Below are 20626 nucleotides of genomic sequence, written 5' to 3'. Positions count from 1 at the left end.
GCATCCATGGGCGCCTCCTACAGGCGCGCGGCGTTCGCGCGCTCGCGCACCTCGGCGAAGGTCCAGTCGTGCACCAGGCGGCCGTTCTCCCACACGGTGACCATCGCATCGTCGTAGCCGGCCGGACCGGCGACCGACTCGGCCGACACCGCGTCTGGCGCCACCGGCTCGGTGCGATAGCTGCCGTACTCGCGGTGACGCAGCAGGCGCATGCGGCCGCGCTTGCTGAGCTTGCCCTTGTCGGTGACCGGGTCCTTGTAGACGTCGATCCAACGCCCGTCGACACGGGCGGCCGAGCACTTCAATGCGAACTTCTGCGTATCGCGATCGAGCCGCTGCAGCAACGCACCGCCCATGCCGAAGGCCAGGTTGTCGGTGGCGTAGCCGGCGCTGGTGATGCGCTCCAGGATCGCGCGAATGCTGGTCGGGTTGACCCCGTCGCCCTGGATCACCCGCACGTGGTTGAGCACCTTGTAGCCCTTGCCGTTGACGGTGTGGCCGAAGGCCTCGTCGAGCAGTTCCAGGCACTGGTGCACCACCGCCACCGGATCGCCGGAGTCGGGGCGGATCACCACGGTGGCGCCGGAGGCGATCACCTCGTCGCGCAGCGTGGTGCCCCAATGCTCGCGGATCGCATGGAAGATGTCGTAGCTGTCCGACACCACCGCGACCACGCCACCGGGCTTGCCGAACTGCTTGAGCATGTTGCGGTACGCATCGACCTCGCGCTCGCGGCCCCAGCTGGTGATGGTGCTGTGCTCGGCGGCGGGAATCGAATAGCCGGCCATCGGCTCATGGTAGTGCGCGCGCGCCAGCAACAGCCCGGACACGGTGTCGGTGCCGAGGAAGTTGACCAGGTGCGAGGCACCGCCGATCGCCGCCGATTCCAGGCTGGATACGCCGCGCGCGCCGAAGTCGTGCAGCTTGAACGGCAACTGCCCATCCGGATCGTCGCTGGTGCGCTCCAGGAACTGGCGCAGGGTCTGCTTGGCGTGCCAGCTCACCGTGGCCACCGTCACCGGGTACCAGATGCGCAGCAGCAGCGTCTCCAGGTACGACGGCACCCAGTAGGCCTGCGCGTCGGTGGATTCGATGGTCATCAGCGCGTTGTGGGTCGGCACCACGCTGCCCTCGGGCACGGCGCGAATGCGGATCGGCAGCTGGCCGCCGAGGCGGTCGACGATGTCGCGCCAGCCGGCTTCGTTGAACGGCTCGCCGTGCGCGGCGAACAGGTCGCGCGCCTCGTCGATGTCTGCATGGGTGACGGGGCGGCCCAGCGCCTCCTTGAGGATCGACTGCAGGCCGAAGAACACGGTCCGGTCATAGACGCCGCCGCGCGATTCCACGTAGAAGAACGTGGCGTCGGTGCCGGGCGGGTACTGCAGCCAGTGGCTGGCCTTGTAGCTATCGGTGTTGAGCAGCAGGTTGTTCAGGCATTGCATGACGGAAGCTCCTTCGCGTCTGGGAAAGCCGGCGGTCTGTCCGCCGGCCGGGAGGCCGCATCAACCGCGGCCCAGGAAGAATTCGAGCAGGTGCAGATGGTCTTCGAACAGTTTCGGGCCCATGCCCAGCACTTCGCTCACCGGCACCCAGCGCGCCTTGTCGGCGTCGTCGCCGCCGCGCACCTCGGGCAGTTCGCCGAACACGAACTCGAAGTGGAAGGCGTGGGTGATGGTGCGCCCGCGCAGGCTGCGCTCGGGATGATCGAACACGTGGCGGTTCTTCAGCGAGCCCTTGAGCACCGGCACCGGGATCTTCAGCCGGGTCTCCTCGCGTAGTTCGCGCAGGCAGGCGTCGAGGATGCTCTCGTGCTGGCCGACGAAGCCGCCCGGCAGCGCCCACAGGCCCTTGCCCGGGGCCGCACGGCGGCGCACCAGCAGCACGTGCCCGGAATGCACCACCACCGCGTCGGCGGTGACGAAGGTGGGCGGATACGGCGCCTCCTTCCAGGCGGCGCGGTACTGCTCGATGAACTGGTATTCGGCGAGCAGCTCGGCATACGAGGGCGAGTTCTTGCGGAACGCCTCGAGCATGTCGAACACCGGCGTCGGCACGTTGCCGCGCAGCATCAGCAGCGCGCCGTGGAAATCGATGCTGCCGGCCTCGAACAGGTAACGGCGCAGCTCGGTCGCCGACAGCGTCTCTGTGTGCTGCACGTCGACCAGCGGCCATTGCGGGAACTCCCGCAGGTAATAGCTGCTGGCATCCTTGTCCATGCCGATCAGGCCGATCCGCGCCTCGGCGCTGCCGCCATCACTACGCACCGCCTCGGCCACCGTGGACTGCACTGCGGCGATCCACTGGCTTTCGTTGTACAGGTGATCGCGCAGCGGACGCAGGATCAGCCGCTCGCCGGCGCCTTCCAGCGCGGCCTGGATCATCACGCTGCGCTCGGCAACGGTCCAGGGATTGCGGATGGTGCGGGGGGTCTCGGCCGAGCCGATCAGGAAGATAAGTTTCTGTCCACGCGCCAGGGCGTGGCGGGCAACGGCGGCGTGGCCGTTGTGGAAGGGCTCGAAGCGCCCGATGAACACGAGATAGTCGAATTCCATGAGCATCCCTCACGGTTGGGTGGATCGCCGCGGGTCTGTCCCTTGGCGTGAGCGGAATGCTACGCCGATGCCGCATCGCGTCAAGTGACGCACCGCGCAGATTCATCGGCCGTCCAGACAGCGCTTGCGGACGCCGCGCCGGAGCCCCGCTGCAGTGCAGCGCGCGTCGCCACGACGATCGCGCTAGCCTCGTGCGCGCCGCGGCCGCGGGGACGGCCCGGCACGTCCTGCGGGCCGCCGCTCAGGGCCACGCGACGCCCTCCCTCCCCGTTCCCACATCACCGCGAGAATCGCATGAACCGATCGAGCAAGCGCATGTCCGCCTGGCTGCTGTTGTTGCTTGCGTGCCTGTGTGCGCCGGCCATGGCGCAGAGCTTCGCCAAGGGCGCCGATGTCAGTTGGATCGACCAGCAGGAGAGCAGCGGCCGCGTGTTCCGCAACGCCTCCGGTGCCACCACCGACTTCTTCGCGCTGCTCAAGGGCACCGGGGTCAATGCGATCCGGCTGCGCGTGTGGGTCAATCCGCAGGGTGGCTGGAACGACGGCGCCGACACGCTGAACATGGCCAAGCGGGCCAAGGCGCAGGGCATGCGCATCATGATCGACTTCCACTACAGCGACAGCTGGGCCGATCCCGGCAAGCAGACCAAGCCGGCGGCCTGGAACGGCCACGACTTCGCCACGCTGGTCAAGGACGTGTACGCGCACACCAGCGGCATCCTCTCCTATCTCAAGTCCAACGGCATCGACGTGAGCTGGGTGCAGGTAGGCAACGAGATCAACAGCGGCATGCTGTGGCCGGACGGCAAGACGCCCAACTTCGGCAACCTCGCGCAACTGATCAACAGCGGCTACAACGCCAGCAAGTCGGTCTACCCCAATGCCAAGGTGATCGTGCACCTGGCCAACGGCTACGACAACGCGACCTTCCGCTGGTTCTTCGACAGCCTCAAGTCGGCCGGCGGCAAGTGGGACGTGGTCGGCATGTCGCACTATCCCTCCACCAATGCCTGGCAGAGCGCCAACACCCAGATTGCCAGCAACATGCAGGACATGGTGACGCGCTACGGGTCGGACGTGATCGTCAGCGAGGTCGGCATGGACTGGCAGCAGGCCGCCACCACCCGCGCGATGCTGGCCGATCTGCTGAGCAAGACCCGCGCGCTCGGCAGTCGCGGCCTGGGCGTGTTCTATTGGGAACCCGACGCGTACCCGGGCTGGCAGGGCTACACGATGGGTGCGGTCGACAACAACGGGAAACTCACCCAGGCACTGTCGGCGTTCAACTGATCGCCGCTCGGCGGGAGCGCCACGCGGTGGTCACCGACACCACCGCCATGCCACCATCGCGTGCTCCGCTCCTGTCGAGATCTGCCATGTCGCTGTCGCTGTCGTCCGCGCGCAAGCTCGCGCTTCCTCTGCTGCTGGTGTTGGGCGTGTGCATCACGCCAGTGCAAGCGCGCGAGCCGGCGTCGCCCGCCGCACCGGCCCCGCTCAAGGTGATGAGCTTCAACGTGCGCGTGCCGGTCGACACCGACGGCGACAAGCGCTGGGACGTGCGCCGCAGCGCGATGGCCGCGCTGATCCGCGCGCAGCACCCGGATGTATTCGGCACCCAGGAACTGGTCAAGCGGCAGGCCGACTACCTGGCCGCGCAATTGCCGGAGTACCGCTGGTTCGGCCCCAGCCGCGACGGCAAGGACGACGGCGAACGCATGGGTGTGTTCTACGACAGCCAAAAACTGAAACTGGTGGAATCGGGACACTTCTGGTTGTCGGACACGCCGGAAGTCATGGGTAGCATCAGCTGGGGCCATCCGCTGCCGCGCATGGTCAACTGGGGGCTGTTCGAGCGCGTCGGCGATGGCCGCCGCTTCTATCTGTTCGACACCCACCTGCCCTATCGCGACGAGGACGAAGCGGCACGCGCCAAGGGCGCGGCGCTGATCGTGTCGCGTCTGAAAGGCCTGCCGGCGGACGTGCCGGTGGTGCTGACCGGCGATTTCAACACGGTGCCGGACTCGCCGACCTACCGCACCCTCACCGCCAGCCTGGCCGATGCGCGCACGCAGGTCGCACAGCCGCAGGGCCCGGAAGCGACCTTCCACGATTTCACCGGCCACCCGGACCGGCGCATCGACTGGATCCTTTCGCGCGGGCTGCAGGCCACCCACTACGCCACGCTCGACGCGCGGCCGCAGGGTCACTGGCCGTCGGACCATTTCCCGGTGATCGCCACGTTCGCCTGGCCGCAGTGACGGGATGAAGCCTGCGGCATGGACCGCAGGCGCGCGTGCAGGAGCGGCTTCAGTTGCAAAGAGGCGCTAGCGGTAACGCCTGTCGCGGCTGAAGCCGCTCCTACGAGGCAAGATGATGCCAGGCGAAGCAGGCCTTAGCGGTGTTCTGGCCTCCTTCCCAGGGGAGCATGTACGCCTACGAAAGGCCGCTCGTCGTAGGAGCGGCTTCAGCCGCGACGCGCATGACCAGGAAACAGCCATTGCGGGTGATCCGAACAGGCGACACGAACGCTTCCGCAAGGTAACGACACGTTCCGCCGCACCACTGAGAAGCACGTCGTCAGAGCCATCCGCAACGCGTCAGCCTGCGGACTTTCACGCCGCAGGCGAAGCATGCGCACACAGCCAGTCCAGCACCTGCTGCACCGGCGGCGACGGCACCGGTGTCGGACGCCAGACGATCGACAACTGGCGCAGCGCCCACGGCTCCTGCAGCGGCACCGCGACCAGTTGCGCGCGCACGCTGACCCGCTCCAGCGCCGCCTGCGGCAGGATCGCCACACCGGCGCCGCGCGCCAGCATGCGGCACAGCGGTTCGATGCCGTGCACCTGCGCGCGGATGCGCAGCCGCCCGCCTGCGCGCGTCGCCTGCGTGCGCAGGTGTTGTTGCAGGGCGCTGTCCTCGGCCAGGCCGAGGAACTGCGCCTGCCACACCTGCGCGAACCGCAGCTGCGACGCCTGCGCCAGCGGGTGCGTGGCCGCGGCCACCAGCACCAGCCGGTCCTGCCGGAACGGATGCGCCTGCAGACCCTGCAGATCGGCATGGTCGGCGATCACCGCCAGATCGGCGCGTTGCTCGCGCAGCGCATCGGCCGCGGCGACGCTGCCCTGCTCGCGCAGCGCCAGATCGATGCGCGGATGCGCCACCAGGAACTCGGCCAGCAGCTCCGGCAGCCATTCCGACAGCGCCGCGGTATTGGCCAACAGGCGCACGCTGGCCTGGTGGCCGCCGGCGTAGTCACCCAGTTCGCTGCGCATCGCCTCGGCCTGGCGCAGCAACTGCCGCGCGTGCCGCAACAGCGCGGTGCCGGCCGCGGTGAGGCCGACGCCGCGTGGGCCACGCTCGAACAGTGCGACGCCGAGCTGCGTCTCCAGCGCGCGGATGCGTGCACTGGCGGCGGCCAGCGACAGCGCCGCGCGATCGGCGCCCGCGGTGATGCTGCCGGCCTCGGCCACCGCCAGGAACAGCCGCAGATCGGTGAAATCCAGATGCATCGGCGCTCCCGCCTTCGTCGTTGCCGAAGTCTGCCTGAAGCATTCGCGCATTGTCCGGCCGCCACGACGCGCAGATGCTCGTCGCCATGGACACGCTCGCATCGCACCTGCTGCCGATCGCCCTGGTCTTCCTGCTCGCCGGCGGCGTCAAGGGCGTGGCCGGCATGGGCCTGCCCACGGTGGCGATGGGCCTGCTGGGGCTGTGGCTGACGCCGACCGAAGCCGCTGCGCTGCTGGCGCTGCCGTCCCTGCTGACCAACCTGCAACAGGCCTGGGGCGCGGGCACCGGCATGTTGCTGCGGCGACTGTGGCCGTTGCTGGCGTGCATCGTCGTCGGCACCTGGTTCAGCGCCGGCATCCTCGCCGGCGCCGACCCACGGCTGGCGCGCGCCGGCCTGGGCGCGTTGCTGGCGCTATACGCCGCGCTCGGCCTGAGCCAGTGGCAGGCGCGCCTGTCGCCCTCGCAGGCGCGCTGGGCAGGGCCACCGGTGGGCCTGGCGACCGGTCTGCTGACCGGCGCCACCGGCGTGTTCGTGCTGCCGGTGCTGCCCTACCTGGTGGCGTTGGACCTGCCGCGAGACACGCTGATGCGCGCCCTGGGCAGTTGCTTCGCCGCAGCCACCCTGGCGCTGGCTGCGGCACTGGTCGCGCACGGCGCCTTCCCCGCGCAAGCGCTGGGTCCGTCATTGCTGGCGTTGCTGCCCACGGCCATGGGCATGTGGCTGGGCGCACGGCTGCGACAGCGCATTTCCGCCAGCGCGTTCCGCCGCGTGTTCTTCCTGACCCTGCTGGGACTGGGCTTGCACCAACTGTGGCAGGCGCTGGGCTGAAGATGTGATCCCGCCACAACCGCTCCTACAATCGCGATGACATACCGTACCGAGCTGCGGCAACAAGGCGTTACCAGAGGTGTCCTGAAGCCGCTCCTACGACGACACGCATCACGCGCGCGGCAGACCAAACGCCACGCCCGCGGTTCTCACCAATCACCAAAAAACTGCAGGCCGGCCCCTCAGTCCGCCCAACCCTCCGCAAGCATCGACACGGCGGACGATCGACGGGCGCACGCCTGCCCTGCAAAGCCCGAACCTGCAATGAAAAACGCGCCATCGCTGGGCGATGGCGCGTTCGGTGTTCGCGACGGTAGAGCGCGAGCTTAGTCGGCCCAGCGCCCCGGGCCGGTGGACTGCGGCAGGACCTGCACCGACAGCGGGTGGTCCTTCTCCAGCAGATTGACCGCGTCGCTCAGGATCGAGGCCGATTCGCGCAGCAGCGGATCCGGGCGCTTGTCGACCAGCTTCTCGCGTGCGGCATCCTTGACGATGTCGCGCTCGTTGCCGGTCAGGCCGTCGTCGCTGCTGTCGTCGGCCAGCGGATCCAGCGGCAGGCCGAGCTGCTTGCGGATCTCCTGGCGCTGCTTGCGCTGCGCATCCTGCTTCTCACGCTCGGCGCGGCGCTCGGCCTCGTTGAGCACCACGTACTTCTTCGCCGCCTCGTCGCGGAACTGGCGCACGTCCTCTTCCCACCACTGGAACTCCTTGTCGCTGGCGATGCGGCTGCTGTGCAGCGCTTCCAGCTTCGGCAGCAGCGGCGCGAAATTGCCGTACTGGGTGTGCGGCACCGCGGCGATGCGGCTCCACGGCAGCGCGTTGTCGTAGGTGCTTTCACCGAACTCGGTGGCATCGACGCTGGCCGGGAAGGCGATGTCCGGCACCACACCCTTGTGCTGGGTGCTGCTGCCGCTGACGCGGAAGAACTGGGCGATGGTCAGCTTGACCTGGCCGAAGCGGTCGGTCTCGTTGGCCGGCCAGCGGTCCAGGTCGACGATGTTCTGCACCGTGCCCTTGCCGAAGCTGGTCTCGCCGATGATCAGGCCGCGACCGTAGTCCTGGATGGCGCCGGCGAAGATCTCCGAGGCCGAGGCCGAGCCACGGTTGATCAGCACCGCCAGCGGGCCGTCCCAGGCCACGCCCGGGTTCTGGTCGCTGTTGACGGTGACGCGTCCGCCGGATTCACGCACCTGCACCACCGGGCCCTGCTCGATGAACAGGCCGGTCAGCTCGATCGCCTCGTCCAGCGAACCGCCGCCGTTGTTGCGCAGGTCCAGCACCACGCCGTCGACCTTGTCGGTTTTGAACCCGGCCAGCAGCTTGGCCACGTCGCGGGTCGCCGAGGCATAGTCCTTGGCGTTGCGGCGACGGCCTTCGAAGTCCTGGTAGAACGCCGGCAGCTTGATCACGCCGATGCGCCGCGCCGGCTCGCCGTCCTTCGCCGGCAATTCGATGGTCTCGCCCTTGGCGGCCTGTTCGGCCAGGCGCACCTTCTGCCGGGTCAGCAGCACCTGGCGGTGCTTGCCGTCCACGCCGGCTTCGGCCGGGATGTATTCCAGGCGCACCTGGGTGTCCTTGTCGCCGCGGATCTTGGCGACCACGTCGTCGATGCGCCAGCCGATCACGTCCTCGACCGGCCCGGTCTTGCCCTGGCCGACGCCGACGATGCGGTCGCCCGGCTTGAGCGTGCCGTCCAGCGCGGCCGGCCCGCCCGGGATCACCTCGCGGATCACCACCAGGTCGTCCTGCTTCTGCAGCTGCGCGCCGATGCCTTCCAGCGACAGCGACATCTGCTGGTTGAAGTTCTCGGCGGTGCGCGGGGTGAAATAGTCTGTGTGCGGGTCGACGGTGTTGGTATAGGCATTCATGAAGAACTGGAACACGTCCTCGCTCTTCAGTTCCTTCACCGAGTCGTCGAGATTGGCGTAGCGCCGATCCAGGGTCTTGCGGATGTCTTCCGGCTTCTTGCCGGCCAGCTTGAGCCGCAGCCAGTCGTTCATCACCGACTTGCGCCACAGCGCATCCAGTTCCTGGTCGTCCTTGGCCCACGGCGCGTTCTTGCGGTCGTACTCGAACTTCTCGTCGCCGTCGAAGTTGAAGTCCTGCTTGAGCAGCTTGCGCGCATAGGCGATGCGCTCGTCCACGCGCTGCCGGTACACGGCGAAGATCTGGAACGCCGGTTCCAGCTGGCCGGAGGAGATGTTGGCGCCGAGGTTGTTCTGGAACCCGGCGAACTTGTCGACGTCGGCCTGGGTGAAGAACTGCTTGCTGCCGTCCAGGGTCTCCAGATATTTCTTGAAGACCTCCTTCGAGGTCGCCTCGTCGAGGGCGCGCGGCCGGTAGGCGTAGCGGCTGTCGGAAAGCAGGCCGTACACCAGCTTGGCGGTGGTGGCCTGGTCGGCGGTGGCAGCGGCCGGCAGCGCGGGCGCATCGGTACGGGCGAACAGCGCCAGCGGTGCGGTCAGCGCAAACGCCAGCAGGAAGGCGGAAGCTTTGAATTTCATCTGGGAACTCTCGGCACCAGGCCGTCAGGGGGGCAGCACATCGCGTGAGACAACACGACAGTGACGCAAGTTGCAGGCCGTGTCACCTGTTCATGAAGCAGACTAGCGGCCGACATGCGCAGAAGTGTGAACGTTGCCGGTGCGAGCCGTGTGGACGGTCGCTGTGCGGCGACGAACGTGCGTCGCCGCCGCGGCCATGCGCGATGCGCGCGGGCCATGTGCGCGGAGAAGGATCAGGCGGCGACGCCGGCGCCGGCAGCCTGGCGATCGGCGTGGTAGGACGAGCGCACCATCGGGCCGGAGGCGACGTGGCTGAAGCCCAGCGCGTTGCCGTACTCCTCCAGCGCCTTGTATTCGTCCGGCGTCCAGTAGCGCATCACCGGGTGGTGATGCGCGGTCGGCTGCAGGTACTGGCCGATGGTGACCATGTCCACGTCGTGCGCGCGCAGGTCGCGCAGGGTCGCCTGCACCTGCTCCAGGGTCTCGCCCAGGCCGAGCATGATGCCGGACTTGGTGGCGATGGCCGGATGCTGCGCCTTGAACTTCTTCAGCAGGGTCAGCGACCACTGGTAGTCGGCGCCGGGACGCACGTTGGGATACAGGTCCGGCACGGTCTCGATGTTGTGATTGAACACGTCCGGCGGATTGGTCGCCAGGATCTCCAGCGCACGGTCCATGCGGCCCTTGCCGCGGAAGTCCGGGGTCAGGATCTCGATGCGGGTGGTCGGCGCGGCGGCGCGGATCGCGCCGATGCAGTCGGCGAAATGCTGGGCGCCGCCGTCGCGCAGGTCGTCGCGGTCGACGCTGGTCACCACCACGTACTTCAGGCCCATGTCGGCCACGGTCTGCGCCAGGCTGGCCGGCTCGCCGGCGTCCGGCGGCTTGGGCCGGCCGTGGGCGACATCGCAGAACGAGCAACGCCGGGTGCAGACCTCGCCCAGGATCATGAAGGTGGCGGTGCCGTGGCCGAAGCACTCGTGGATGTTCGGGCAGCTGGCCTCTTCGCAGACGGTGACCAGACGGTTCTCGCGCAGCTTGGCCTTGAGGGTCTGCACCGCATTGCCGGAGGGAATGCGCACGCGGATCCACGAGGGTTTGCGCAGCACCGGCGCGTCGGCGAACTGCACCGGCGAGCGCGCGATCTTGTCGCCGCCCAACTGCTTGACGCCGGTCTGCAGCGGCGCGGAGGCGCTGTCGCCGGAAAGGACCTGCAAGGGAATGGAGCGTGCGCTGGGCTGGGTCATGGCGTGGTCGGCGGGCAGGCGGTCAGGCCGCGTGCGTGAGCGAGAGGTCGGGCAAGGCGTCGAGCGGCTGCAGGGTCAGCCCGAACTGGCGCGCCAGTTGGGCCAGCAGGACCGGAGTGACCGCCTGCATGCCGGAGGGACCGCCCAAGTCTAGCACCGCAGTCACCTGCAGGCCCTGGTAGCCGCAGGGATTGATCCGGTGGAACGGCTCCAGGTCCATCGCCACGTTGAACGACAGGCCGTGGAAGGTGCAGCCGCGCCGCACGCGGATGCCGAGCGCGGCGACCTTGGCGCCGCCGACGTAGACACCCGGCGCGCCCTCGCGGCGCTGGCCGAGGATGTTCCATTCGTCGAGGGTGTCGATGATCGCCTGCTCGATGCGGCACACGTAGTCGCGCACGCCGATGTGCAGCCGGCGCAGGTCCAGCAACGGGTACACCACCAACTGGCCGGGGCCGTGGTAGGTGACCTGGCCGCCGCGGTCGACCTGCAGCACCGGGATGTCGCCTGGCGCCAGCACGTGTTCCGGCTTGCCGGCCTGGCCGAGGGTGAATACCGGGTCGTGTTCGACCACCCACAACTCGTCGGGGGTCGCCTCGTCGCGCGTATCGGTGAAGCGCTGCATCGCCCGCCACACCGGCTCGTAGGGCTGGCGGCCGAGCTGGCGGACGCGGCACGGCGGCAGCGTCGTTGCCGGCGCCACTGGCGCGTCCGCGGCTACAGCGTCCACTTCACTTCCGGGTGCTCGCGCAGCGCCTGGTGCGCGGCGTCGTACTGGGCGCGGTCCGCGGCACGGAAGGCGATGCGCACCGACACGTATTTGCCGTTGGACGAATGCTTCCAGCTGATGCGCTCGTCCATCACCTCCACGCCGGCGGCGGCGAGCAGGCGCGGCAGCTCGGCCTCCAGGCCGGTGTCGGCGGTGCCCATGGCGCTCAGTTCGAACACGCCGGGGAACTGGAAACCGTGATCGGGGTTGTCGGAAGTGATGTCCATGCCCCGCATTATCGGGCCGGCACCGGACAAACCCAAGGCCGCGCCGAGTAGGCCGGCAGTGCTCCGGCACCCGGAGCCGCGCAGGACAGGGTACCGACCAACTGACCAAGCGTCGCCGTGGCGTGGCCTCCTGCCGGCGGCAGTGCTCCTTGCCCCCGCACGGTGCACCGTCGCCTTCACACGACAAGAGGGCAAATGGGACGGACAAACCCAAACGGACGAATTTGTCCGCTACGCCACATTTGCCTATCCTTGTCGCACGGGCTGCGTTCATGGTCCGGGGTGTTCGCCGGCATCGGCTGCCGCAGGCGCGCATCGCCGCTCACTCCCCTTCCCGACCAGAGACGCCGTCCATGCCGTCATCGCGCCCGTTTCTCCCCCTTGCCGCCGCGCTCGCCCTCGCCGCAGCGCCGGCCGCCGCCACCGAATGCCCACGCGAGACGCGGGAGGCGACCCCGCCCACGGTCAACTTCCGCCTCGACAACGACCTGTTCGGCGGCGCCGGCCAGGATCAGGGCTATACCAACGGCTTCGGCCTGATCCTGGTCTCGCCGAACCTGCGCGACTACACCGACGACCCCTGCCTGCCGCGGCTGGCGCGGGCGGTGAACCGCTCTCTGACCTGGCTGCAGCCGAACAGCGACTTCACCCAGCGCAACATGACCTTCGCGATCGGGCAGGCGCTGTTCACCCCCACCGACAAGACCCGCCGCGACCTGATCGAGGACGACCGTCCCTACGCCGGCCTGTTGCTGATGAACATCGGCTACAACGCGCGCAACGACGACCGCCTGCGCACCACGCAACTCACCCTGGGCCTGATCGGCCCTTCGGCACAGGGCAAGCAGGTACAGGATGCGGTGCACGAGGTGCTCGGCGACGCCAAGTTCCAGGGCTGGGACAACCAGTTGCACGACGAACCGGTGTTCCGCGTGCTGCACGAACGCATGCGCCGCTGGTCCGGCGAGGGCAGCCGCGACGGCTGGGGCTGGGACGCGATCAGCCACTGGGGCGGCGCGCTGGGCACGCTGGACACCCACGCCAATGCCGGCATGGAACTGCGCCTGGGCTGGAAGCTGCCGGACGATTTCGGCAGTTCGCCGCTGCGTCCCGCCGGCGAGAACGTCGCCCCGCCCGCCAGCAGCGTCGGCAGCGGCTGGTCGGCGCATCTGTTCGTGACCAGCGACGGCCGCTGGGTACTGCGCGACATCACCCTGGACGGCAACACCTTCCGCGACAGCCACAGCGTGAAGAAGCGCCCCTTCGTCGGCGACGCCGGCGTCGGCCTGGCGGTGACGCGCGGCAAGTGGAAGTTCGCGCTCGCCCGCTACTGGCGCACCCGCGAATTCGACCTGCAGCGACAGACGCCGGTATTCGGGAGTTTCACGATCAGCTATCGGCTTTAGCCGCCGGGATTGGGGAGTCGGGATTGGGGATTCGCAAGTCTTCGCGAGCGCGCAGTGCCTTACGAGAACGAGAGGCAGCACGCGTTGTCGCCACCAATCCCGAATCCCCACTCCCGAATCCCCAAGAAAAAAGCCGGCGTCAGCCGGCTTTTTTCGAGAGGAGAGGAACTTACTCCGATTCCCACCACATCCAGAAGCTGTCCCACAGACGCTTGAAGAAGCCGGCCTCGTCGACCGCCTTCAGCGCCACCAGCGGGGCCTGCGCCACCACCTTGCCGTCCAGGCTCACCTTGACCATGCCGATCTGCTGGCCCTGCTTGATCGGCGCTTCCAGGGTCTTGGGCACTTCGATCGCCGGCTTCAGCTCGTTGTAGCGGCCGCGCGGCACGCTGACCAGCAGCGGCTGCGCCACGCCCAGCAGCACCTGCTTCTCGGTGCCCTTCCACACGCGCTGCTGCGCGACCTGCTTGCCCGGCTCGTACAGGCTGTGGGTCTCGAAGAAGCGGAAGCCCCAGTTCAACAGCGCCAGGCTGTCCTCGGCGCGCTGCTTCTCGGAGCTGTCGCCCATCACCACTGCGATCAGGCGCTGGTCGCCGCGCTTGGCAGAGCTGAGCAGGCAGTAGCCGGCCTCGGAGGTGTGGCCGGTCTTGATGCCGTCCACGCTGGGGTCGCGCCACAGCAGCAGGTTGCGGTTCGGCTGGGTGATGTCGCCGACGCGGAATTCCTTGATCTTGTTGTAGGCGTAGGTTTCCGGGTAGTCGCGCACCATCGCCCGGCCCAGCAGCGCCAGATCGTAGGCGGTGGTGTAGTGGCCTTCGGCCGACAGGCCGTGGGCGTTGACGAAGTGCGAGCCGGTCATGCCGATCTTCTTCGCGTACTCGTTCATCAGCGACGCGAAGGCTTCCTCGCTGCCGGCGGTATGTTCGGCCAACGCGATCGCCGCGTCGTTGCCGGACTGGATCGCCATGCCCTTTTCCATGTCTTCCAGGCGCGCGGTCTTGTTGACCGGGAAGCCGCTGTAGCTGCCGTCGGTGCCGGCGCCGCCCTCGCGCCAGGCGCGCTCGCTGAGCATGACCTGGTCGTCGCGGGTGATCTTGCCCAGCTTCAGTTCGGCCGCGATCACGTACGAGGTCATCACCTTGGTGATGCTGGCCGGGGCCACGCGTGCGTGTTCGTTCTCGCCGGCCAGCACCTGGCCGGTGGCGTAGTCCATCAGCACCCAGGACTTGGACACGGCCGGCTTCGGCGCGGGCGGGATCGCCACGGTGGCCGGAGCGGCGGCGGCAGCGGGCGGCGGCGCGGGAACCGGGCCGGGCGTCTGCGCGGAAACCAGGCCGACGGCGAACGTGGCCACGGCAGCGACGGCGAAGCGGAATTTCATCTAAAACGACTCCTGGCGGGCCCGAAGGCCGATGGAAAACGCGACATTGTAGGCCGAGCCGGCGCCCTGGCAGGCGCGGCGCGGACCCGCGCGCGAACCGGCGTTAAGCCATCGGCGCGGCGCAGGCCCGCAACGGCGGGCGCGACGCCTCAATCCTTGACGATCTGCGGCCGGCCGAAACCCAGGCCGGCGATGCGGGTGGCCAGCTCCGCGGCGCGGCCATGGTCTTCGGCCGCCACCCGCAGCCGCCACAGGGTGCGGCCGCCGGAGACGATGTCGCTGATGCTGGCGCCGACGATGCCGGCCGAAGCGAGCTGCGACAGCGCGCGGTTGGCGTTCTCGCGACTGGCGAAGCTGGCCACCTGCAGCAGGATGCCGAGCGGCCCGCGCGCGCTGTCGGCCTCGGCGCGCGGCGCGGTGGTGGCGACCGGCGCAGGCGGAGTCGCCGGCGTCGCCGGCGTCGCCACGGCGACGGTCGGCGCTGCCGCGGCGGCCGCAGGCGCGGCAGTGGGCTTGGCCGTCGCGACGCCACGGGATCCGCGTGCCGGCGCACTCGCCGCGGCCACGCTGGGCGCGGGCGTGGTCGGCTTGCCGGTGGCCACGCGCACGCCGCGCGACTTCATCCAGGCATCGAAGCGGTCGGCATCGCCGACCCGGCCCGGCGCATCCTGCACGCGGTAGCGCCAGCGCTCGCCTTCCGGCAGCGCCGCGGCCGTGGCGGTCGCCGCCGCGGCGGTCGGCGCGGCAACCGCAGCCACCGGAACCGCGCGCGCCGGCACGGTCGCGGCGGCGGCCACGGTGCCGCCGGCCGATCCACTCGATTTCGCCGGCAGGGTCTTCACCAGGTCGTCCATTTGCGCGGCGCGCCGCACCGCGGCCGGATCGCGCGTGGTGGCGTCGCTGCGCGCGCTGGCCAGCAGCGTCGCGGGCTGGCGGCCGGTACGGCGACGCGCCAGCAGATCACCGTTGTCGGCCGGGGTCAGTCCGCGCACTTCCACGCGGCCGGTGCCCTTGCCGGTGATGCCGAGCTTGACCGCCGCCGCGTAGCTCAGGTCGATCAGCCGGTCGTCGTGGAACGGGCCGCGGTCGTTGATCCGCACCACCACCGATTCGCCGTTGTCCAGGTTGGTGACCAGGGCGAAGCTGGGCAGCGGCAGGGTCTTGTGCGCGGCGGTGAACGCGTACATGTCGTAGACCTCGCGGTTGGAGGTCAGCCGGCCATGGAACTTGCCGCCGTAGTAGGAGGCGGTGCCGCGCTCGACGTAGCTGTGCGGATCGTCGATGACCACGTACTCGCGGCCCAGCACCGTGTACGGCGAGCGGTTGCCGATCGCCGAACGCGGTTCGTCGGTGACCAGCGGCTCGGGGATGCAGGCGACGTTGGGCACGTAGTCCGGTGTGGTATCGCGCACGCCGGGCGCGTACAGGCCGCCGGCGGTGTAGTTGCCGCGCTTGGACGGGTCTTCCTTGGCCGGCGCGTAGGGCGAGGTCGACGGGCAGCCGGTGGCGACGTGCGCCGGCCCCTTGCCCTCGACGCGGATGCCAGGGCTGGCGCCGCCGGCGGTCTTCTTCGGAGCGCTGCTGCAGGCGGCCAGCGCCAGCACAGCGACGACGGGAGCGATCCGGAGCAGCGCGTTCGGGTTCATGCCGGGGGTAACTCCTTGCCGGCGATGGCCTGGGACAGTTGATAGACGGCCATCGCGTACATCTTGGAATTGTTGTAGCGGGTGATCGCGTAGTAGTTCTGGAAGCCCAGCCAGTACTGCTTGCCGGCGCTGCCGTCGAGCGTGATCGGGGTGGCGCCGCCGGCCGTCGCCGGCACCGGCGCGGTCGGCGTGTAGCCGCGCGCGGCCAGGTCGGCCAGGGTGTAGGTCGGGGTCCAGTCGCTGGGATTGAATTCCTCGGCGCCCGGACGCAGCGTCGCCGGCACCGCGACCACGCCGTCGCGCACCCAGCCGCCCTTCTTGACGAAGTAGTTGGCGATGGACGAGAACGCGTCGTCGTAGTCGCTGAACAGGTTGCGCTTGCCGTCGCCATCGCCATCGACGGCGAACTGGCGGTAGCTGGACGGCATGAACTGGCCCAGGCCCATCGCGCCGGCATAGCTGCCGATCAGGGTGGTGATGTCCAGGTTCTCCTCGCGGCCCAGCGCGAACAACTGGCCGAGTTCGTCGCGGAAGAACAGTTCGCGGCGCACCTCGCGCTCGAGCTTGGCCGGATCGCCGCTGCGCGGATAGCGGAACGCCAGCGTGTACAGCGCGTCCAGCACGCGGTAGGAGCCGGCGTTCTTGCCGTAGCTGGTCTCCACGCCAATGATCGCCACGATGACTTCGGCCGGCACGCCGGTGCGCGCCTGCACCCGCTGCAGTTCGTCGCGATGCGTGGTCAGGAAGGCACGGCCGCCATCGATCCGCGCCTGGCTGATGAACATCGGCCGGTATTCGCTCCACGGCTTGACCCGCTCGGCCGGGCGCGACATCGCCGCAACGATCGCATCCTTGAATTGGGCCTGTGCCAGGGTCGCCTCGATCTGTGCCGGCTCCATGCCGTACTTGGCCGCGGTATCGCGGACGAAGTTGGCGCGGGCGACCTCGAACGGCACCGGGGTCAGGTCCACCGGCGGTGCCTGCACCACTTCCGGGGCGGCCTCGGCCGGTGGTGCCGGGCGCGGCGCAGGCGGCGGCGCGCTGGCCTGCGGCGGCGACGGTGGCGCCTTGGGCTGGGTCGCGCATGCGACCAGGCCAAGCGTGAGCAGGCAAATCAGCGAGCGTCGGATCATGCCGGCAGACTACCAGATTCAAGATGAATTTCTACCAATAACGCCATGAAACAAAAGAACTTTGCCGCAGGTCAAGTGCGCCTGCAGCATTCTTTCCCAGGGCGCCTTGCATCTTCAGGGCCACCTGCTGCTGCCGGAGCGTGAAACACCGCCTGGGATTGCCCCGCAGTCGCAGCAGGTGCTCGCTGTGATGGGGCTCCCGGAACAAGCGGACGGTCAGCGGCGGAACGGCATCGGCGCGCAGGCGACATCGGCATGGGCCACACCCGCGCGGCGCCTTTGTGGTGGCGTCTCACGCCAGGCACTCTCAACGGCGGACGTTTCGAGCGCGTCGGCGCGCGCCGCGCAACGGGCTACAGCGCCGGAAACACCGGCGCATGCGCGCAGGCCGGGACCGAGCCTGCGAGCGTGGTCGCGTAGGTGGAAGCCGCGCTGCTGTCCTCGCTCAAGCGCAGGTCGGACTGATCCACGCCGATGTGCGCGTTGCTGGCATGCAGGGCGGTGACGTCGGCCGTCACGTGCGCCAGTACCAGATCGAGCGGCGTCGCGTCGCTGTAGCCCTGCACGGTGCTGCCCTTGCCTGCAGGCGTGTCCTGCGCGCGCAGTCCGTCGACCACGATCCCGGCGAAGGTCGGCACGCTGCCGCTGCGGCTGCCACCGTGGTCGTGGCCGTACAGCGGCGTGATCACCAGCGGCCTGGCCACGCCGAACAGGCAAGTGTTGCGGTAGAGCACGTCGCGTACCGGGCCACCCTTGGCCAGGCCGGTCTTGATGCGCAGGCCGTTGTTGTCGGTGGCGACGATGCCGTCGGCGTCATGACCGACCACGCTGTTGCCGTCCACCAGCACGTTGCCGACGCCGTACATCACCTCGCTGCCGATGGAGATGCCGTGGGTGCCGTAGAAGCGCGAGTCGCGCACGGTGATGTCGGCCGAGCGCGCGGCGCTGGTCTTGATCGCGATGCCGTCGTCGCCGGCCATCACGTCGTTGTCGGCCAGGGTCGCGTTGCGCACGCTGTCCAGATCCAGGCCGTCGGTGTTGGGGCTGTTGGCGGGCGCCCTGACCCGCACGCCCCACACGGTGACGCCGTCGCCGCCGTGCACGAAGAAGTGGAAGTACGGCGCGTCGAGCAGGTTGACGTGATAGAGCTGCAGATCGGCGACGTCCTGCGCACGGATCAGGTCGGGCGCGTTCTGGGTCTGGCCGGCGGCCTTGGCGCTGCGCGCGAACTGCCACCAGCTGTCGCTGCTGCCGAGCATCGGCAAATCGCCGCGGCCATCGATGCTGCCCTGGTGACCGGCGGCGTCGCGCACGCCCATCACCCCCAGCGCGCGTCCCTGCAGGGTGATCAGCGCGCGGCAACCGCCGCTGCGGGCCGCCGCCTGGCCGCAGGCATTGCGGCCCGGGACCTGATAATCGGCGGGCTGGCGCGAGGCGAACAGGGTCGCGCCACTGTCGATCGCCAGCGTGGTGTTGCTGCGAATGGTCAACGGCCCGCTGAGGAAGGCAGTGCCGCGGCCGGCGCGCAACAGCACCGCGCCATGCGCGCCATCGGCGCAGCGGTCGAGCGCGGCCTGGATGCGCGCTGTGTCCGGCGGGCTGCGCTCCTGCGCATCGGCGAAGCGGCGTTGCTGCGCCTGCAAGGTGGCGTCCAGGGTCATGCACAGCGGCGGCAGGCGCGGTTCGACGACGCGGCGGGAATCGCCGGTCGCCGCCGCGCTGCCGAACGCAGCGGCGGCGAGCAGGCCGCCGAGCAGCAGCGCCGCGCGCATGCGCGAGGTCATTGCCGGAGTGCCGCCTGCGGTGGCTGCGGCGTGGCCGAGGGCGATGCAGCGGCCGGTGCATGGTGCGGCGGCGTCCGCAGTTCGGCGATGGGCTGCGCGCCGGCGGACAGCTGCTGCCAGCGGGTATCGACGATCGTCGCCAGGCCGGCCGGACGTTCGTCGAAATGGTGACCACCGTGCAACACCACGACCTCCGCACCGCGCGCGCGCAATTGCGGGCAGAGCGTATCTTTTTCCTTGTCGCCGTACACGCACAGCAATTGCGCCGCGGGAATGCGCGCCAGTTCCGGCTGCACCGGCAGCGCGTCGTCGTCATCGCCGAGATTGAGCCAACCGCGCACGCGGATCTGGAAATCGGCCTTGTGCTCCAGGCCCAGCAACGCCACCAGGCCGACCTGCTCGCGCTGCGCCGGCGGCAGCCGGTTGACCATGAACGGCAGCGTGGTGGCACCGAAGGAATAGCCGACCAGCAGGATCTTCTGCGGACGCCAGCGCTGCTGGTAGTAGGCGATGACCCGGCTCAGGTCGGCGCTGGCGCGGGCCGGCGGCTTGGCCCGCCAGAAGTAGCGCAGGCTGTCCCAGCCGACCACGGCGATGCCGCGCCGCTGCAGGGCCTCGGCCATGCCCTTGTCGATGTCGCGCCAGCCGCCGTCGCCGGACAGCACGATGGCCAGCGGCGCGCCCGGGGTCGCCGACGGCAACTCGGTCAGCGGCAGATCGTCCAGCGCGCCGCCGCGGCCGCGCGCATGCAGGTGCGCGGCGACCCGCGCGGCCAGCGCGGCATCCACGCCGCCATCGGCCGGTGCCGCCACGGTGTCGACGAAGCCCTGCGCCGCGGTGGCGGCGGCGGTGCCGGCGCAGACCTCGGTGGGTGCCGGCGCCACGCCGATGGCGCCGCCCAGGGTCGCGGAGGGCGCCGCGCCGACGATGCGCGCGGCCAGGGTCGCGGCGGTGCCGGTCCCGGCCAGGACCGGCAGGTAGTAGCTGTCGCCGTGCAACTGCCGCTGCAGCCGCCGGCTCAGCCGTTCGGCGTCGTGCCAGGCCTTGTCGCAGCCGTGGCCGCCATGGCGCAGGTGCTTCAGATAGCGCTGGCCGTCGACCACCGCGACCAGCGCGCCGCTGGCGGCGATGCGCTGCGCAGCGGCCTGCCGCTGCGCCGGGCTACCGCTGGCCAGCAGGATCACCACGCCCTGCGGCGCGCCCTGCGGATGCACCAGGGTCGTGCGGCCATAGCCGCGGACGTGCAGCGCCCCCGGCGGAAAGTAGTAGCGCAGCAGTGCGTAGCCGCTCAGGCCCAGCACCACGCTCGTCAACAGCAACACGCGCAGGAATTTCATCAATACGCATCCATCTCGGCCAACGCCGAGCATCGGGACAACCACGGGAACGGCGAGGGAGCGGCGGACGACGCGAACGGACGGGCCAGGCCCGGATCGGCGGATGCGCTGCGTGGGGTGCCTCGGCGATGTGGGCTGGGATGGATGCGCGGGGTCGCACCTGCCTGCCCGGAAGTTCCTGCACGCGTGTGGGCCGGGGGGAGCGGCGCGCGTCACGTGGCATCGACGCGCATTGTGCGCATGCGCGACACGCGCCGCAATAATGCAGTCACCTGCCTGCAAGGGCGCGGTTAAGCCAGCG

General features: G+C 69.5%; 16 protein-coding genes. 4 read left to right on the top strand and 12 right to left on the bottom strand.

Annotation, left to right across the window (positions count from 1 at the left end):
• Nucleotides 1-17: 17 nt before the first annotated feature.
• Both QN245_RS04050 and QN245_RS04045 read right to left on the bottom strand, forming a co-directional pair.
• A complete protein-coding gene (locus tag QN245_RS04050) occupies nt 18-1442 on the bottom strand; it encodes a nicotinate phosphoribosyltransferase (protein ID WP_317844624.1) in 1425 nt (474 codons plus the stop codon).
• Nucleotides 1443-1502: 60 nt separating this feature from the next.
• Nucleotides 1503-2558 (bottom strand): bifunctional nicotinamide-nucleotide adenylyltransferase/Nudix hydroxylase, encoded by a 1056-nt coding sequence (locus QN245_RS04045; protein WP_017909091.1) that lies wholly within the window; start codon nt 2556-2558, stop codon nt 1503-1505.
• A 288-nt stretch (nt 2559-2846) separates the two neighbouring features.
• On the opposite strand from QN245_RS04045, the gene QN245_RS04040 reads away from it, so the two are divergent.
• Both QN245_RS04040 and QN245_RS04035 read left to right on the top strand, forming a co-directional pair.
• A complete protein-coding gene (locus QN245_RS04040; RefSeq protein WP_184647697.1) occupies nt 2847-3842 on the top strand; it encodes an arabinogalactan endo-1,4-beta-galactosidase in 996 nt (331 codons plus the stop codon).
• An 86-nt stretch (nt 3843-3928) separates the two neighbouring features.
• Entirely contained in the window at nt 3929-4810 is an 882-nt protein-coding gene (locus QN245_RS04035) for an endonuclease/exonuclease/phosphatase family protein (RefSeq protein ID WP_425612912.1), read from the top strand.
• Nucleotides 4811-5164: 354 nt separating this feature from the next.
• Here the strand turns inward: QN245_RS04035 and QN245_RS04030 are convergent, their stop codons facing one another.
• Nucleotides 5165-6064: a LysR substrate-binding domain-containing protein gene (locus tag QN245_RS04030; RefSeq protein ID WP_317844623.1), complete on the bottom strand. Its 900-nt coding sequence runs from the start codon at nt 6062-6064 to the stop codon at nt 5165-5167.
• Between the two features lie 86 nt (nt 6065-6150).
• On the opposite strand from QN245_RS04030, the gene QN245_RS04025 reads away from it, so the two are divergent.
• Nucleotides 6151-6894, top strand: a complete 744-nt coding sequence (locus tag QN245_RS04025) for a sulfite exporter TauE/SafE family protein (RefSeq protein ID WP_317845302.1) — start codon at nt 6151-6153, stop codon at nt 6892-6894.
• A 326-nt stretch (nt 6895-7220) separates the two neighbouring features.
• Here QN245_RS04025 and QN245_RS04020 read toward each other — a convergent pair whose 3' ends face one another.
• From QN245_RS04020 to QN245_RS04005, 4 genes are all read right to left on the bottom strand, one after another.
• Nucleotides 7221-9398, bottom strand: coding sequence for a carboxy terminal-processing peptidase (locus tag QN245_RS04020; RefSeq protein WP_317844622.1), 2178 nt, complete (start codon nt 9396-9398; stop codon nt 7221-7223).
• A 233-nt stretch (nt 9399-9631) separates the two neighbouring features.
• Nucleotides 9632-10642, bottom strand: a complete 1011-nt coding sequence (gene lipA, locus QN245_RS04015; protein WP_160966755.1) for a lipoyl synthase — start codon at nt 10640-10642, stop codon at nt 9632-9634.
• Between the two features lie 22 nt (nt 10643-10664).
• Nucleotides 10665-11372 carry a lipoyl(octanoyl) transferase LipB gene (gene lipB / locus QN245_RS04010; protein WP_184645933.1) on the bottom strand — a complete coding sequence of 236 codons (708 nt, stop codon included), beginning with the start codon at nt 11370-11372 and terminating at the stop codon, nt 10665-10667.
• On the bottom strand, nt 11360-11638 hold the full coding sequence (locus QN245_RS04005; RefSeq protein WP_160966751.1) for a YbeD family protein: 279 nt from the start codon (nt 11636-11638) through the stop codon (nt 11360-11362). The genes lipB and QN245_RS04005 overlap by 13 nt, the downstream gene beginning before the upstream one ends.
• Before the next feature lie 353 nt (nt 11639-11991).
• Between QN245_RS04005 and QN245_RS04000 the strand changes: the two genes are divergently transcribed.
• Nucleotides 11992-13044 carry a lipid A deacylase LpxR family protein gene (locus QN245_RS04000; RefSeq protein ID WP_160966749.1) on the top strand — a complete coding sequence of 351 codons (1053 nt, stop codon included), beginning with the start codon at nt 11992-11994 and terminating at the stop codon, nt 13042-13044.
• A gap of 169 nt (nt 13045-13213) precedes the next feature.
• Here QN245_RS04000 and QN245_RS03995 read toward each other — a convergent pair whose 3' ends face one another.
• The 5 genes from QN245_RS03995 to QN245_RS03975 all read right to left on the bottom strand — a co-directional run bounded on the left by QN245_RS03995 (nt 13214) and on the right by QN245_RS03975 (nt 20325).
• Entirely contained in the window at nt 13214-14425 is a 1212-nt protein-coding gene (locus tag QN245_RS03995) for a D-alanyl-D-alanine carboxypeptidase family protein (RefSeq protein ID WP_160966747.1), read from the bottom strand.
• A 149-nt stretch (nt 14426-14574) separates the two neighbouring features.
• Nucleotides 14575-16071, bottom strand: a complete 1497-nt coding sequence (locus tag QN245_RS03990; protein ID WP_317844621.1) for a septal ring lytic transglycosylase RlpA family protein — start codon at nt 16069-16071, stop codon at nt 14575-14577.
• Nucleotides 16068-17204 (bottom strand): lytic murein transglycosylase B, encoded by a 1137-nt coding sequence (gene mltB, locus QN245_RS03985; RefSeq protein WP_317844620.1) that lies wholly within the window; start codon nt 17202-17204, stop codon nt 16068-16070. The genes QN245_RS03990 and mltB overlap by 4 nt, the downstream gene beginning before the upstream one ends.
• A 353-nt stretch (nt 17205-17557) precedes the next feature.
• Nucleotides 17558-18988: a glycoside hydrolase family 28 protein gene (locus QN245_RS03980; RefSeq protein WP_425612911.1), complete on the bottom strand. Its 1431-nt coding sequence runs from the start codon at nt 18986-18988 to the stop codon at nt 17558-17560.
• Nucleotides 18985-20325 (bottom strand): virulence factor family protein, encoded by a 1341-nt coding sequence (locus QN245_RS03975; protein WP_160966741.1) that lies wholly within the window; start codon nt 20323-20325, stop codon nt 18985-18987. The genes QN245_RS03980 and QN245_RS03975 overlap by 4 nt, the downstream gene beginning before the upstream one ends.
• Nucleotides 20326-20626: the final 301 nt, after the last annotated feature.

This window comes from Xanthomonas rydalmerensis, assembly GCF_033170385.1.
Lineage (GTDB): Bacteria > Pseudomonadota > Gammaproteobacteria > Xanthomonadales > Xanthomonadaceae > Xanthomonas_A > Xanthomonas_A rydalmerensis.
This window is presented reverse-complemented; position numbering and strand designations above follow the sequence as displayed.

What these genes read in the sequence shown, in the direction of transcription:
- QN245_RS04040 (WP_184647697.1), top strand. Translation starts at nt 2,847, where the DNA reads ATGAACCGATCGAGCAAGCGCATGTCCGCCTGGCTGCTGTTGTTGCTT.
- mltB (WP_317844620.1), bottom strand. Translation starts at nt 17,204, where the DNA reads ATGATCCGACGCTCGCTGATTTGCCTGCTCACGCTTGGCCTGGTCGCA.
- QN245_RS04025 (WP_317845302.1), top strand. Translation starts at nt 6,151, where the DNA reads ATGGACACGCTCGCATCGCACCTGCTGCCGATCGCCCTGGTCTTCCTG.
- QN245_RS04035 (WP_425612912.1), top strand. Translation starts at nt 3,929, where the DNA reads ATGTCGCTGTCGCTGTCGTCCGCGCGCAAGCTCGCGCTTCCTCTGCTG.
- QN245_RS03980 (WP_425612911.1), bottom strand. Translation starts at nt 18,988, where the DNA reads ATGACCTCGCGCATGCGCGCGGCGCTGCTGCTCGGCGGCCTGCTCGCC.
- QN245_RS03990 (WP_317844621.1), bottom strand. Translation starts at nt 16,071, where the DNA reads ATGAACCCGAACGCGCTGCTCCGGATCGCTCCCGTCGTCGCTGTGCTG.
- QN245_RS04005 (WP_160966751.1), bottom strand. Translation starts at nt 11,638, where the DNA reads ATGGACATCACTTCCGACAACCCCGATCACGGTTTCCAGTTCCCCGGC.
- QN245_RS03995 (WP_160966747.1), bottom strand. Translation starts at nt 14,425, where the DNA reads ATGAAATTCCGCTTCGCCGTCGCTGCCGTGGCCACGTTCGCCGTCGGC.
- QN245_RS03975 (WP_160966741.1), bottom strand. Translation starts at nt 20,325, where the DNA reads ATGAAATTCCTGCGCGTGTTGCTGTTGACGAGCGTGGTGCTGGGCCTG.
- QN245_RS04050 (WP_317844624.1), bottom strand. Translation starts at nt 1,442, where the DNA reads ATGCAATGCCTGAACAACCTGCTGCTCAACACCGATAGCTACAAGGCC.
- lipA (WP_160966755.1), bottom strand. Translation starts at nt 10,642, where the DNA reads ATGACCCAGCCCAGCGCACGCTCCATTCCCTTGCAGGTCCTTTCCGGC.
- QN245_RS04000 (WP_160966749.1), top strand. Translation starts at nt 11,992, where the DNA reads ATGCCGTCATCGCGCCCGTTTCTCCCCCTTGCCGCCGCGCTCGCCCTC.
- QN245_RS04030 (WP_317844623.1), bottom strand. Translation starts at nt 6,064, where the DNA reads ATGCATCTGGATTTCACCGATCTGCGGCTGTTCCTGGCGGTGGCCGAG.
- QN245_RS04020 (WP_317844622.1), bottom strand. Translation starts at nt 9,398, where the DNA reads ATGAAATTCAAAGCTTCCGCCTTCCTGCTGGCGTTTGCGCTGACCGCA.
- QN245_RS04045 (WP_017909091.1), bottom strand. Translation starts at nt 2,558, where the DNA reads ATGCTCATGGAATTCGACTATCTCGTGTTCATCGGGCGCTTCGAGCCC.